We start from the raw sequence: 13527 nt of genomic DNA on the forward strand, positions 1-13527 counted from the left end.
AGGGAAATGATGGCGCGCATCCTAACATAAAAAGAGGACATTTGCTGAACACGCTGATATACTCCGCGCCGTTTTCCCCGTTCTTTAACATCCAGCGAGAGATACCGATGCATCCGATGCTCAACATAGCCGTGCGCGCCGCGCGCAAGGCCGGAAATTTAATTGCCAAGAATTATGAAACCCCGGACGCTGTCGAAGCCAGCCAGAAAGGCAGCAACGACTTCGTTACCAATGTTGACCGTGACGCAGAACGTCTGATTATCGAAGTAATTCGTAAATCGTACCCGAAACACACCATCATCACCGAAGAAAGCGGTGAGCTGGCGGGCGAAGATCAAGACATTCAATGGGTAATCGATCCGCTGGATGGCACCACCAACTTCATCAAACGTTTACCACACTTCTCCGTTTCTATCGCTGTGCGCATCAAAGGCCGCACCGAAGTGGCTGTGGTTTACGATCCAATGCGCAACGAACTCTTCACCGCCGTACGCGGCCAGGGCGCACAGCTGAATGGCTATCGCCTGCGCGGCAGCACGGCGCGCGATCTGGATGGCACCATCCTGGCGACCGGCTTCCCGTTCAAGTTGAAGCAGCACGCAACGCCTTACATCAACATCGTTGGCAAACTGTTCACCCAGTGCGCTGATTTCCGTCGCACCGGTTCGGCGGCGCTGGATCTGGCTTACACCGCTGCAGGTCGCGTTGATGGTTTCTTTGAGATTGGCCTGAAGCCGTGGGATTTTGCGGCGGGCGAGCTGCTGGTTCGTGAAGCGGGCGGCCTGGTGACTGACTTTACCGGCAACCACGGTTACGTGATGTCAGGTAACATCGTTGCGGGTAACCCACGCGTAGTGAAAGCGATGCTGGCATCGATGCGTGAAGAGTTGAGTGAGGCGCTGAAGCGCTAGAAGCGAGAAGGCGGCTGAATCAGCCGCCTTTTTTTGTTACCGACGTTCGTGGCTTAATACCTGACGCGGTTGCGTCCTGCGACCCACGCGCCCCAGCAATGCTGCCAGTACTGCTTCAATCACCAGCATAAAGAAGGTGAACCAGCTCGCTTTCGCCGTTGCGGCCGCCGCTTGCTCAGCCACTTCACGGGCTTTTTGCTCCGCCTGCTGTTTCAACTCCTGATACTGTTGCACGGCTTTTTTATAGCTCTCCTCGGTTTGAGTTACAATCTGCTCAACCTCTTGATCGCTTTTACCGGTGCGCGCTTTGATAATATTTTTCAGCGCATCACGATCGGCAGCTTGCAATGTATCTGAGTGACGATTCATAACGCCTTTCAACCAATTAGCCAGATCATTATCAGCATTCTGTGGATTTTGTGCCGTTTGCTCTGCTTGATTTTGCGCGTTATTGGCTTCGTTATTTACATCCTTTTGCAGATTCTCAGGTTGTAATTCTGTCTTGCCGGTTTGACGCAGCGTAGTTTGTAATTCGTTTTTTAAATCATCTAAATTGATATTACTTTCCTGCAGCTTCTCTTTTGCCATATTGGTCAGTGATGGCGCCGCTGCGGAAATTCCATTACCAACAGCATTTACGCCGGCGCCTAAAATATTAAACGCACCGCCAATAACGCCAGTTGCCAGGGTAATCGCGAGCCATAATGTCAAAATGGTGCTAACACCAAACATCAACAAACCATGCATCGCCCCTTCGCGCTGCGCCAGACGCCCCGCAACGTAGCTACCTACGCCCATGGCAATCAGCATACTCACGCCGGTCCAGATTAACGCGCCGGTTCCCAGATGCTGCAGCGGATTTTGTTCCTGTTGTGGATCGATGGTTGTTGCACCAATCGCTGTACCCAATATCCCCAATAAAATATGAATGATTAGCGCAGCGATAACGCCGGCAAATACTGCGCTCCATGAAATACGTTTTAATGGTAGGCCGCCATGCACGTCGTGCACCGTATCTACGCTGCCATTATTAATCCGAGTTTCAGGCATCGTTTTCTCCTCGCAGAATATTTCGCTGAAATTTTATAATTGCTAATCCACCAGGATATTGACTGGTGTAATTGAGCTTAGACAGAGAAATCTATTTTCACCAGCGCGCTAAGCGGAGATATTTAATTAACTGTTGAGGGGGAGAATACTTGCAACAGTGGAATATTTACACTACCCAAATATCCTTAATGTCAGAAAGGACGAATTCCACCGCCGATGCCCGGCGAGGTACTTTGCCATAATGCAACGCCCGCAACGATTAACAGCACGCTACCTAACATGGCGAGCAGCGGCACCAGCAGTCTGGTCACAGGATGATTACCGCCGGCCTGCCCTAAGCGCTGAGCCAGCAGACGGGAGCGCTGCACTAACAAGCCGAGCGCCGAAACCGTCAGAGCAGTGCCCAACGCCATCGCCACGGCAGAGGCGACGCCCCACGCATACACGTTAATCACTTTGGCAAACAGCAGCATCATGATGGCGCCGGAACATGGCCGCAGCCCCATGGAAAACACCACCAGCGCCTGCGTTTTAGCGCTAACTGCCTGATCCATCTGCGCAGCGCTGGGCAGATGCGCATGTCCGCAGCCGCAGTGTTCATCGTGCTGATGCGCTGGGCGAATAGCGTGGATCTGCAACTTTGGCTGAGGACGCCATTGCTGGCGCAGCGACCGCAATGCACGCCAACCGACCCAAATACCCAGCGCGACGACTAACAGATAACTGCCCTTCTCCAGCCAGTAACTGCCGAGATGCATCTGACGCGACGAGGTTTGCAGTACCACCAGCATTAGCGTCACCAAACCAATCGCCACGCCGCCCTGCAGCAAAGCAGCCAGCAACGTTAGCTTCATGCTGGTTTTCAACTTTGCCGGATGGGTGGCAAGAAAGGTAGTGATCACCACTTTGCCGTGTCCCGGCCCCAGCGCATGCAGCACGCCGTAAGCGAGGCTGAACAGCATCAGCGTCACGCCCGCCTGCTGCGGTTGTTCAGCCACCTGCTGCAAAAGCTGCGTCATTTCGCGATTGAGGATTTTTTGCCACAGCACGCTTTGCAGCAAAATCTGCGACCAGTGCTGCCACAGCAGCACGCCCGCTAGCAGCAATAACGCCGCCATCAGCCACAGCGGCCATAAACGACGTGAACGGGAGGGAAGCGAAATCAGTGACATGTCAGTGTCACCGTTTGGGCGAATTGCTGGCCAAGATCCATATCCTCTGGCGGCGCATCGGCTTTATCCAGCGACAGCGCATATTGCTTCAGCGAGTCATCCGGTTTCGGCGTATGCAGATCGATCTGGCAATGCGATTTAACGGTGTCGTCCATGGTTAATGCCTGTGGATTATCGTAATACATATCAACAAAGTAGCTGGGATCAAAAGTCTGAATGCGATACTGCTTCGCGCTCAATAACTGCGGCTCGCCAAACGGCACGATAAACTCCAGCACCGCTTTGTTGCCGTTGCGCGATAAGTTGTACTCTTTCGGCAGATTGAGAAACTTAACCCGATTTCTGTCCTGCCACACTTCGGTGAAATAGTGCTGACCGAGCACATTTGCCATCACCTGCGCCGCCAGCTTTTTCCACACCACATCACCGGGCTTGGCTTTACCTGCGTCGTACAACAGATCGGCGGAGGTTATCTCATCCATGGTCCACACCATTTTCATGCCGCTAAGATGTTGGTTGTCACTGATGAACTCGGTTTTCATGTCAATAAAGCTATGCGGATGTGACCAGGCTGCGGTGCTGAACAACAGCGTAAACGTAATGAGTGCAATTTTCATGTGTTATAAAGTAACAATTTTAAAGTGAAGTGTAGAGTGGCCCAGAAAAATTGTGACCCGCCCTAAAGCTCTGAACAAAAGTCACGACAAAGTGCAAGGTTACCGCGTGGAGTTAGCTATTCTTAGCTCAAAAGTGACCTGCGGATAAACCATTGATGAGTTCTGCACCCTCCTCTGCACCACTCTTCAGCCGTTCCCAGCGTCGTTGTCATCTGTTACTGCTGCTATTTCTGCCCGCTCCCGCGTTGACGCTTGAAAAGCTCTGCCAGTTGAATGGCGTGGCGCCTGTTGTCGCCCGACAGGATATCGCGGATGTGGGAGAGGAGATACAGCGTTACCATCAACTGGAGCTACACCAGATGGTCGATGGCAGCTTTCGCATACACGGGACGGAACTGGACAGGCGGCTGTGCCTGATCCACTGGCTGCGACGCGCGCTGCGTTTGTCGCAGGATTTTGTCTGCGAGCATTTTGCCCCGGTGCTGCGTCAGCGCCTGAAAGTCCTGAAAATCGAGAAAGCGCTGTGGGATGAAACCAACTTGCAGGCGCTGATTCAGCACTGCAGCCTGCGTCTGGCGCGCGACTTCAGCCCGCGCGACCGCCTGTTTCTGCAAATCTTCATGAAGTATGCGCTGTGCCAGCGCCAAAACGCCTTGTTCAATGACGGACAGCGCGCGTGGCTGGCGGAAAAAGTCGAACGTGCTGCCGCCGACGACGTCATCCATCACTGGCAGAAGCGCTGCCACTTAGCGCCGGATGTAAGCGAGACCGACTTCTGGACGCTGCTATTTAGCCTGATTCACGCGCCAACCGCTACGCAGCTGGAGCATCCGCAGGCAGTAAAGCTGATGCAGTCCGTGGAAGCGCTGATTGCGCGCTTTGAGCAGTTGGCACAAACCACCTTCAGAAATCGCGCCGAACTCACTCAGCAACTCTTTACGCATCTGGCGCAGGCGCTGGATCGCAGTCATTTTGCCATCGGCATCGATAACAGCGTGGCGCTGGATGTCGCACGGCTCTACCCGCGTCTGCTGCGCACCACGGAACGTGCACTTGAGCATTTCAGCCGTAACTTTGCCACGCGCTTTAGTGCTGAAGAGATAAGTCTGGTGGCGGTGTTATTTGGTGCCTGGCTGATGCAGGAGAGTGCATTGCAGGAAAAGCAAGTGCTGCTGCTGACGGGCGCGGATGCGGCGCTGGAGCAGTTGCTGGAGCAGCAGCTGCGGGAAATGACGCTGCTACCGATCAACATCAGCTATCAAGACGTCGTGCATTTTCAGCGTGAAGGCGCGCCGCGCGATATCGCGCTGGTGATTACGCCGTATGCCATTTCATTGCCGCTGTTCTCACCGCCGCTAATTCAGGCGGAGCTGCCGCTGAGTCGTCATCAGCAGCAGCGTATTCTCCAGTTGCTGGAGAGTTAAGCGGCGCGCGGACGCAGGAACAGCGCCGGCAGCGCCACTAACGCCATCACCCAGAACAGATGTCCTTGCAGATGCGTAAACAGCACGCCGCAAATCATAGTCATCACCGCAATACCGCCGCCCATGGCCAGCGCCGAATAGATCGATTGCAGACGAATCACTTCCGCGCCTTTGCGCGCGGCAATAAACCGCATCGCCGCTAAATGGCAGACGGTAAAGCTGCCGCAGTGCAGAATTTGCGCCACGATCAGCAACGGCAACGCGGTGCTGGAGCCCAGCATTGTCCAGCGAATAATGGCGCACACACCCGATAACAGCAGGAGATCGCGCGCACTCCAGCGGCGAAACAGTCGGCTGCTGAGAGCAAAAATGATGATTTCAGCCACCACGCCCAGCGACCACAAGTAGCCAATAATCGACGCGGAATAACCGCTCTCCTGCCACCAGATCGCGCTGAAGCTGTAGTAAGCCGCATGCGCGCCCTGCAACAATGTCACGCATAACATGAAACGCCACACCGCATTTTCGCGCAGCAAATCACGCCATGCCTGCCAGCCACCATCGGTTGACGTCTGACGTTCACTGCCCTGCGGCTTCGTCGCTGGCGTTAACATCATCCCACCTAACATGCCGATCGCGCCCAGTGACAGCAGCACCAGAATCGCCTGCGATGAGAACGCCGTGACTAGCATGCCGGTTAAGGCAGAGCTGATGACAAACGCCAGCGAGCCCCACAAACGAACCGGGCCATATGTCAGACCAATTTGCTGCGTCCAGGTGGCGGCCAGCGCATCACTCAGCGGCACCAGCGGTGAGAAAAACAGGTTGAAGCCGATCATCACGAACAGCAGCCACATCCACTGTTGTCCCAGCCAATAACCGATAGCGAACAGGCACGTCATCAGCGCCAGCAAGCGCAGCGCAGTGATCAGCTGTGAGGGATTTTTTACCTGCGAGGCAATCAGCAAACTGCCGACAAAGCGCGCCACCATGCCGCACCCCAGCAGCAGACCGATTTTTTCTGCATCAAGTCCGGTGCCTTTGAGCCACACGCTCCAGAAAGGAAGGTAAATGCCGTAACAGAAGAAGTAAGTGAAGTAGCCCAAACCGAGCCATTTGGCGGAGCCGATTGCCATATTCCCTCCAGCAAAAATGCTGCTGAGCAGCACGAGTGGGCGCTACTTTGTCAGAGCACTGCTGCGACGGCAATAAAAAAGGATGGCTTGCACCATCCTTTTTTGCACTGCATCGAGAAGCGTAAAGCTTACGCGTACACCGGCAGACGGCTGCAGATTTCCAGCACTTTCTGTTTGGTACGTTCGATGGTCGCTTCGTCGTTGATGTTGTCCAGCACGTCAGCGATCCAGCCAGCCAGCTCGCGAACGTCAGCATCTTTGAAGCCACGACGCGTCACCGCTGGGGTACCGATACGCACGCCAGAGGTCACAAACGGGCTCTTCGGATCGTTTGGTACGCTGTTTTTGTTCACGGTAATGTTGGCGCGGCCCAGAGCGGCATCGGCTTCTTTACCGGTCAGGTTTTTGCTGACCAGATCGATCAGGAACAAGTGGTTGTGTGTGCCACCGGAAACGATGTTGTAACCGCGCTCCAGCAGAACTTCCACCATCGCTTTCGCGTTCTTAGCCACCTGCTGCTGATAAGTCTTGAACTCTGGCTCCATCGCTTCTTTGAACGCCACCGCTTTACCGGCGATCACGTGCATCAGAGGACCGCCCTGACCACCCGGGAACACCGCGGAGTTCAGTTTTTTATACAGCTCTTCGTCACCGTTTTTCGCCAGGATCAGGCCGCCGCGCGGACCCGCCAGGGTTTTATGGGTGGTTGAAGTCACGATGTGGGCATGAGGAACCGGGTTCGGATAGACGTCTGCGGCGATCAGGCCCGCAACGTGTGCCATATCGACGAACAGGTAGGCGCCAACGCTGTCTGCGATTTCACGCATTTTGGCCCAGTCGCACACGCCAGAGTAAGCAGAGAAGCCGCCGACGATCATTTTTGGCTTGTGGGTTTGTGCCAGCTCAGCCAGTTCTTCGTAGTTGATTTTGCCGGTTTCATCGATGCCGTAAGGGATAACGTTGTACAGCTTACCCGACAGGTTTACCGGGGAACCGTGCGTCAGGTGACCACCGTGCGCCAGGTTCATACCCAGAATGGTGTCGCCTGGCTGCAGCAGCGCGGTGTAAACCGCGAAGTTGGCCTGAGAACCGGAGTGCGGCTGTACGTTAGCGAAATCTGCGCCGAACAGCTCTTTAGCGCGATCGATCGCCAGTTGCTCAACGATATCGACGTATTCACATCCGCCGTAATAGCGTTTGCCCGGATAGCCTTCGGCATATTTGTTGGTGAGCTGTGAACCTTGGGCCTGCATTACGCGTGGGCTGGTGTAGTTTTCAGAAGCAATCAGTTCAATGTGCTCTTCCTGACGCACTTTCTCTTGCTCCATAGCCTGCCACAACGCGGCATCATAATCGGCAATGTTCATATCACGCTTTAACATCCGGACTCTCCTGACTCAGCTAACTTTTTAACGGCAGTTTAGGCCCCGGCTAGGGGGCGAAGGCGAACAGTGTAAACGGTTTTGACAGGTGACGGTAGCGTCAATCCCCTCTTTTTGCGCAAACGATTGGCATGGCGCTGGAACGGGTTTTTTACGCTTTTTTGCAAGCCAGAAAATCACGAAATTTGCTCACTTTCATGGCGAAAGAATTTCAGCTTTGCGCGCCAGCCCGCACCTTTCTTGCTTAATCCTTAATCACAACAAGGGATTTACAGGCGCTTCGATTACTCATAAGATGCATTTAAAATACATGTTTAAATTCACTCTGAGGATTTCACCATGCTCGACGCGCAAACCATCGCTACCATCAAATCGACCTTGCCCGCCATTGCCCAGGTTGGACCGCAGCTGACCGGCCATTTCTACCAACGTTTACTGACGCAACATCCTGAACTGAAAAACGTGTTCAACATGAACAATCAGCGCAGCGGCAATCAGCGGGAAGCGTTGTTCAACGCCATAGTGGCTTATGGCAGCAACCTGGAAAATTTGGCCGTACTGTTGCCGGCGGTGGAGAAAATCGCGCAGAAGCATGCCAGCCTGAACATTCAGCCCGAGCAGTATGCGATTGTGGGTGAAAATCTGCTGGCGACAATTGATGAGCTACTGCATCCGGGTGAAGAAGTGCTGACCGCATGGGGCAAAGCGTACGGCGTGCTGGCTGATGTGTTTATCCAGCGTGAAGAAGCCATCTATTCGGCCTCCGAAGAGAAAACCGGCGGCTGGCGCGGTGCGCGTGATTTTCGTATTCGCGCTATCAATCAGGAGAGTTCGGTGATCAAGAGTTTTGAACTAGTGCCAAACGACGGTAAGCCGGTGGCAACCTTTCTGCCAGGGCAGTATCTGGCCATCAGCCTACAACCGGCAGGCTGTGAAAATATTCAGCATCGCCAGTATTCGCTGACGCACCAGCCAAATGGGCAATTTTATCGCATCGCGGTTAAACGCGAAGCGCTGGGCAGCGTGTCGGGCTGGCTACATGACCGTGCGCAGGTGGGCGATATCGTGCAATGCGCGGCACCAGCCGGTGATTTCATCCTGCAGGCTGAAGCCGCTACGCCGATTACGCTGATCTCTGCTGGCGTCGGCCAAACCCCAATGCTGGCGATGCTGGCTACTCTGGCGCAGCAGCAACATGCGGCGGCGGTTAACTGGCTGCACGCCGCGGAAGCCGGTTCGCAGCATGCGTTTGCTGAAGAGGTGAAATCCCTTGGCGCACGCCTGCCAAACTTCACCAGCCACGTTTGGTATCGGCAACCAGAAAGTGCCGATGCCGGGCGTTACGACGCGCAGGGCTTGATGGATTTGGCGAGCGTGTCCTCCGCGCTGAACCAGGCCGATCGTCAATTCTGGATCTGTGGCCCGCTACCGTTTATGCAGTTTGTCGCACGTCAACTGGTCGATGCCGGCATCAATGCCGATCGCATCCACTACGAAGTATTTGGCCCGCACAAGGTGCTGTAAAACAAAAAAGCCTGCGCAAGGCAGGCTTTTACAGGCAATGCGCGAAGGGGCTTAAATCGCCTCTTCGTCCTCTTCACCGGTACGGATACGCACTACGCGCGCCACGTCAAAGACGAAGATTTTGCCGTCGCCGATTTTGCCGGTCTGCGCGGTTTTCATAATGGTTTCTACGCAGGTATCGACGATATCGTCACCTACCACCATTTCGATTTTCACTTTTGGCAGAAAATCGACCATGTACTCAGCGCCGCGATACAGCTCAGTGTGACCTTTCTGGCGACCAAAGCCTTTCACTTCACTGACGGTCATCCCGGTGATGCCTACTTCAGCTAAGGCTTCACGTACATCATCGAGTTTGAATGGTTTGATAATTGCATCGATCTTTTTCATGACAGATCCTTTTTTACTCCCTCCATGATGGACGGATACCGTTAGTATAATTGTTCCTGACGCTGCCGCAGCAAGCTACTCTTTAAATTCGCTGGCGTCCAATTCATGGCGCGACAGCAGCTTATAGAATTCAGTGCGGTTACGTCCAGCCAGACGCGCAGCGTTGGTGACATTTCCTTTGGTCATCTGCAGCAGTTTACGCAGATAGTTCAGCTCAAACTGATTTCGTGCTTCGACGAAAGTCGGCAGCGCGGTATTTTCCCCCGCCAGCGCCTGTTCAACCAGGGCATCACCGATGACCGGCGCGGTACTCAAGGCGACGCACTGTTCAATCACGTTGACCAGCTGACGTACATTGCCCGGCCAGGCGGCGCTGACCAGCCGCTTCATCGCATCAACCGAAAAGCTACGCACGAAAGGTTTATGGCGATCGGCGGATTGGCGCAGCAGATGATTCGCCAGCAGCGGGATATCTTCAGCGCGCTCGTGCAGCGCGGGAATTTTCAGATTCACCACGTTAAGACGATAGTAAAGATCTTCGCGGAAACTCTTCTTCTCCATCGCTTTGGGCAAATCGCGATGCGTCGCGGAAATAATCCGCACGTTGATATCCAGATCGCGGTTGCTGCCTAACGGCCGCACTTTGCGCTCCTGCAGCACACGCAGCAGTTTCACCTGCAGCGCCTGTGGCATGTCGCCAATCTCATCAAGAAACAGCGTGCCGCCTTCCGCCGCCTGGAACAGACCTTCACGTGCGCTGACCGCGCCGGTAAAGGCGCCTTTAGCGTGGCCAAACAGTTCGGACTCTAAAAGTTGTTCCGGCAGCGCACCACAGTTGATGGCGATGAACGTCTTGGTGGCGCGCGGGCTGGCGGCGTGAATCGCCTGCGCCAGCACCTCTTTACCGGTGCCACTTTGGCCGTTAATCAATACGCTGACGTCAGATTGCGCCACCATGTGCGACTGCTCCAGCAACCGCAGCATCTGCGGATTGCGCGTCACAATCGCTTCGCGCCAACCGTCATCGCTGATCGGTGCGCGCTGGGCCAGCGCTTCATCTATTGCTTTATACAAAGCGTCACGATCGACCGGTTTGGTCAGAAAACTGAACACGCCTTGTTGCGTGGCGGATACCGCTTCCGGGATCGAACCGTGCGCGGTGAGAATGATCACCGGCAAGCCCGCATGACGTTTCTGCACTTCGCCGAACAGCGCCAGACCATCCATTTCGTCCATGCGCAGGTCGCTGATCACCAAATCGACCTTCTCTTTCTGCAGATGGCGCAGGGCTTCCGGCCCGCTGGCGGCCGTCGCCACCTGATAGCCTTCGCTGCTCAGACGCATGCCGAGCAGTTTCAATAAGCCCGGATCATCATCCACCAGCAATAAACGCGCGGCTTGTTTCATGGTTACTGATCCTCACTTTGCACATCGCTGCCGCCGTGCGATGTGTCGCTGCTATCAGGCGCTTTACGCGACGACAGCTGGCGTTCAATGTCGGTTAAACGCTCTAACTTGCGTTGGGTATCGGCCAGCGACTGACGCATTTTGGTTTGCTGCTGGCGCAGGTTATCCATCTCCGCGTCATTACTCTGCTGCAAAGCGGCGTAGCGTCCACGCGCTTCGCTCAGCTCCAGTTGGGCCGCCTGATTGCTGCGCCACAGCTGGAGCAGCGGACGCACCGATGCAGGATAAGCCGCGCTGTAACCATCTAAGGTAGTGACGAAATCACGGCGCTCAACTGGCGTGACGTTACCGTTCGCGAGCAAGATGCCCTGCTTGAAGGCGCGCGCCCAGCCCTGCACCGGCCAGCGACGCGCTTCTGCACGCGCTTCGGCCGGCGATAAGCGCTCGGCGCAATCCATGGCGCGCTGCCAATAGAGCGGATTGCCTGCGGCGGCTGGCGTTTCGATTTGCCACACGTTTTGGCAATCGGTCGCCAGATAATCCGGCAGGCGTACCTCCGGTTCAGGCACGCTAACGCCATTATGCTGCGTACGATCTTGTGACGGTGCCTGGCAGGCGCTGAGGCCGAAAACCAGCACTGCACTGGCCACAAGTTTGAATAGGGTTAGTTTCATTAATCAGGCATTCCCGGCGCTGGTCGTCAGAATGATACGAAAACAGACATCCGCATCCTTGCGCGTTACCAACTGCAGATCGCCGTGCATCCTGCGCAGACAATCTTTGGCGATGCTTAAGCCCAGCCCGCTGCCTTTGACCGGCCCTTTGCGCTGTTGGCTGCCCTGATAAAAGGGCTCAAAAATCATCGCCTGCTCTTCAGCCGGAATCGGTGTGCCGGTGTTTGCCACCTCAATCCACACCTGGTTGCCCTTCTGCTGGCTCTGCAGCCAGATGTTACCGGATTCGCTGCCGTAGTTCACGGCGTTCGAATAGAGGTTATCGATCACCCGCTGCAGCAGCGTCGCTTCCGCCAGACAATGATGCACTTGCAGATCAACGTGGGTGGTCATCTCACGCGCATTGGCTGGCAACGAGTGCACTTTTACCACCGAATCAATGATCTCATTTAGCGCCACGGGCTTCAGCGCCATCGGTCCATCGGCCAGCTTGCGGTTGTAATCGAGCAACTGCTCAATTAGCCGCTGTAAATGACGGCTGCTGGTATCGAGAATCGCCACCACTTCCTGCTGCTCGGCATTCAGTGGTCCAGCGACCTGATCGGCCAGCAGTTCTGTGCCTTCACGCAGACTGGCAAGCGGCGTTTTCAGCTCATGCGACAGGTGGCGCAAAAATTCGTGGCGCTGCTCTTCCAGCCAGCTTAACCGCTCACTCAGCCAGACGATGCGCTGCCCCAACGAACGGATCTCACGCGGACCACGGAAACTGCCGCTATCGCCCAGCGCCTTACCTTCGCCCAATCGATTAATCATGCGTTCAACCCGCTTCACCGGACCGATGATCATCCCCGTGAACAGCAAAACCAGCACCAGGCTAATCAGGAACAGAATCAGCGCCTGCCAGCCAAAAAACTGACCGCGATCGGCGATTTCACGCTGCAGCTGTAAGCCGCGCGAAAATACCACTTCACGCGTTGCCTGCACCATTTGCGTGTTGGTATCGGAAAAACGCTCCAGCGCGCTGGCGGCTTGCGCCTCAGGATTGCCGTTATCGCACTGCAGTTGCTGCAGCGAAGGCAAGGTGGTTTGCAGCACTTTGAAGGAAGGCAGATCGGGCAAACTGGCAGCGTGACTGCTGAGCATTTGGCCGTAGCGCGTCCACTGCGTTTGATACAGCTTCGCCAGCGACGCATCGCCGAGCACGCAATATTGGCGGTAGCTGCGCTCCAGCTCCAGCGCGGTACGCGCCATCGCTTCGCTGCGACGCACATCGGTAAAGGTATTGCGGTTGGTATCCGCCGCCTGGTTGCTTAACGCCGAAAGACTTTCCCACGCTTGCCACGCCAGCACCAGTAACGGTAGCAGTACCAGCAGGAAAGCCATTAACACTAACTGCCGCAGGGATCGGGGAAACAGACGCCATTTCATCACAACCGCGCTTCCTTAAATGTGAGCTGCAGGCATGCTAGCGAAGTATCAAAACGGAAGAAAGGCCAGATATGAAAACGGCAGGCCTTTTGGCCTGCCGTGAGAGCGACGCCGCAGCATCGCTTGCAAAATAGGTGGAGCCTAACTCAACGTTGCGTCCGATGTTTGATAACGTTGCAAAGCAAACGATTATCGGTGAGGTGGACGACAGGCTCCGTTTGGTGCGTCATTCGGTTTTTATGAGCTCAGCCGCTGAAGCGGGGCAATCATAAACAGGTGAATGAGCCACGTAGGGAGTATAGCAAGTATCGTGCCAATAAATAAATAGCGTTTATTATCAGAGGAATGCCAGAGACGAAGCACTCTCCCAGAGAAAAGCGGACCGGACGGTCTGTGAAAAGTGTCGCTGATT

Annotated in this window: 12 protein-coding genes; 3 read left to right on the forward strand and 9 right to left on the reverse strand. The window is 55.0% G+C overall.

The window, feature by feature from the left end:
• Nucleotides 1–107 precede the first annotated feature (107 nt).
• Entirely contained in the window at nt 108–911 is an 804-nt protein-coding gene (suhB, locus tag PO881_RS14235; RefSeq protein ID WP_008108283.1) for an inositol-1-monophosphatase, read from the forward strand.
• Nucleotides 912–947: 36 nt separating this feature from the next.
• Here suhB and PO881_RS14240 read toward each other — a convergent pair whose 3' ends face one another.
• The 3 genes from PO881_RS14240 to PO881_RS14250 form a co-directional block, all read right to left on the reverse strand.
• Nucleotides 948–1961: a hypothetical protein gene (locus tag PO881_RS14240; protein ID WP_101763476.1), complete on the reverse strand. Its 1014-nt coding sequence runs from the start codon at nt 1959–1961 to the stop codon at nt 948–950.
• Between the two features lie 191 nt (nt 1962–2152).
• Complete coding sequence (locus PO881_RS14245) at nt 2153–3133, reverse strand: nickel/cobalt transporter (RefSeq protein WP_280171968.1); 981 nt, start codon at nt 3131–3133, stop codon at nt 2153–2155.
• Nucleotides 3124–3750: a DUF1007 family protein gene (locus tag PO881_RS14250; protein WP_137386294.1), complete on the reverse strand. Its 627-nt coding sequence runs from the start codon at nt 3748–3750 to the stop codon at nt 3124–3126. The genes PO881_RS14245 and PO881_RS14250 overlap by 10 nt, the downstream gene beginning before the upstream one ends.
• 155 nt (nt 3751–3905) lie before the next feature.
• Here PO881_RS14250 and csiE point away from each other — a divergent pair, with 155 nt between their 5' ends.
• Complete coding sequence (gene csiE / locus PO881_RS14255) at nt 3906–5174, forward strand: stationary phase inducible protein CsiE (RefSeq protein WP_110868270.1); 1269 nt, start codon at nt 3906–3908, stop codon at nt 5172–5174.
• Here the strand turns inward: csiE and PO881_RS14260 are convergent.
• Both PO881_RS14260 and glyA read right to left on the reverse strand, forming a co-directional pair.
• On the reverse strand, nt 5171–6310 hold the full coding sequence (locus PO881_RS14260; protein WP_280171969.1) for a 3-phenylpropionate MFS transporter: 1140 nt from the start codon (nt 6308–6310) through the stop codon (nt 5171–5173). The two genes, csiE and PO881_RS14260, sit on opposite strands and share 4 nt — an antisense overlap.
• 128 nt (nt 6311–6438) lie before the next feature.
• Nucleotides 6439–7692, reverse strand: a complete 1254-nt coding sequence (gene glyA / locus PO881_RS14265) for a serine hydroxymethyltransferase (protein ID WP_280171970.1) — start codon at nt 7690–7692, stop codon at nt 6439–6441.
• A 339-nt stretch (nt 7693–8031) separates the two neighbouring features.
• On the opposite strand from glyA, the gene hmpA reads away from it, so the two are divergent.
• Complete coding sequence (gene hmpA / locus PO881_RS14270; RefSeq protein ID WP_222184432.1) at nt 8032–9216, forward strand: NO-inducible flavohemoprotein; 1185 nt, start codon at nt 8032–8034, stop codon at nt 9214–9216.
• Between the two features lie 51 nt (nt 9217–9267).
• On the opposite strand, the gene glnB is transcribed toward hmpA, so the two are convergent.
• The 4 genes from glnB to PO881_RS14290 all read right to left on the reverse strand — a co-directional run bounded on the left by glnB (nt 9268) and on the right by PO881_RS14290 (nt 13118).
• Nucleotides 9268–9606 carry a nitrogen regulatory protein P-II gene (gene glnB, locus PO881_RS14275; protein ID WP_007886217.1) on the reverse strand — a complete coding sequence of 113 codons (339 nt, stop codon included), beginning with the start codon at nt 9604–9606 and terminating at the stop codon, nt 9268–9270.
• Between the two features lie 75 nt (nt 9607–9681).
• The gene (gene glrR, locus PO881_RS14280; protein ID WP_280171971.1) at nt 9682–11013 is read right to left on the reverse strand and encodes a two-component system response regulator GlrR; all 1332 of its coding nucleotides are present in this window, start codon (nt 11011–11013) and stop codon (nt 9682–9684) included.
• A 2-nt stretch (nt 11014–11015) separates the two neighbouring features.
• On the reverse strand, nt 11016–11687 hold the full coding sequence (gene qseG / locus PO881_RS14285) for a two-component system QseEF-associated lipoprotein QseG (RefSeq protein WP_101763468.1): 672 nt from the start codon (nt 11685–11687) through the stop codon (nt 11016–11018).
• 3 nt (nt 11688–11690) lie between these two features.
• Nucleotides 11691–13118, reverse strand: a complete 1428-nt coding sequence (locus PO881_RS14290; protein ID WP_101763467.1) for a HAMP domain-containing sensor histidine kinase — start codon at nt 13116–13118, stop codon at nt 11691–11693.
• Between the last annotated feature and the right edge of the window lie 409 nt (nt 13119–13527).

Source organism: Pantoea sp. SS70 (assembly GCF_029866845.1).
In the GTDB taxonomy this organism is placed as follows: Bacteria; Pseudomonadota; Gammaproteobacteria; order Enterobacterales; family Enterobacteriaceae; genus Pantoea; species Pantoea leporis.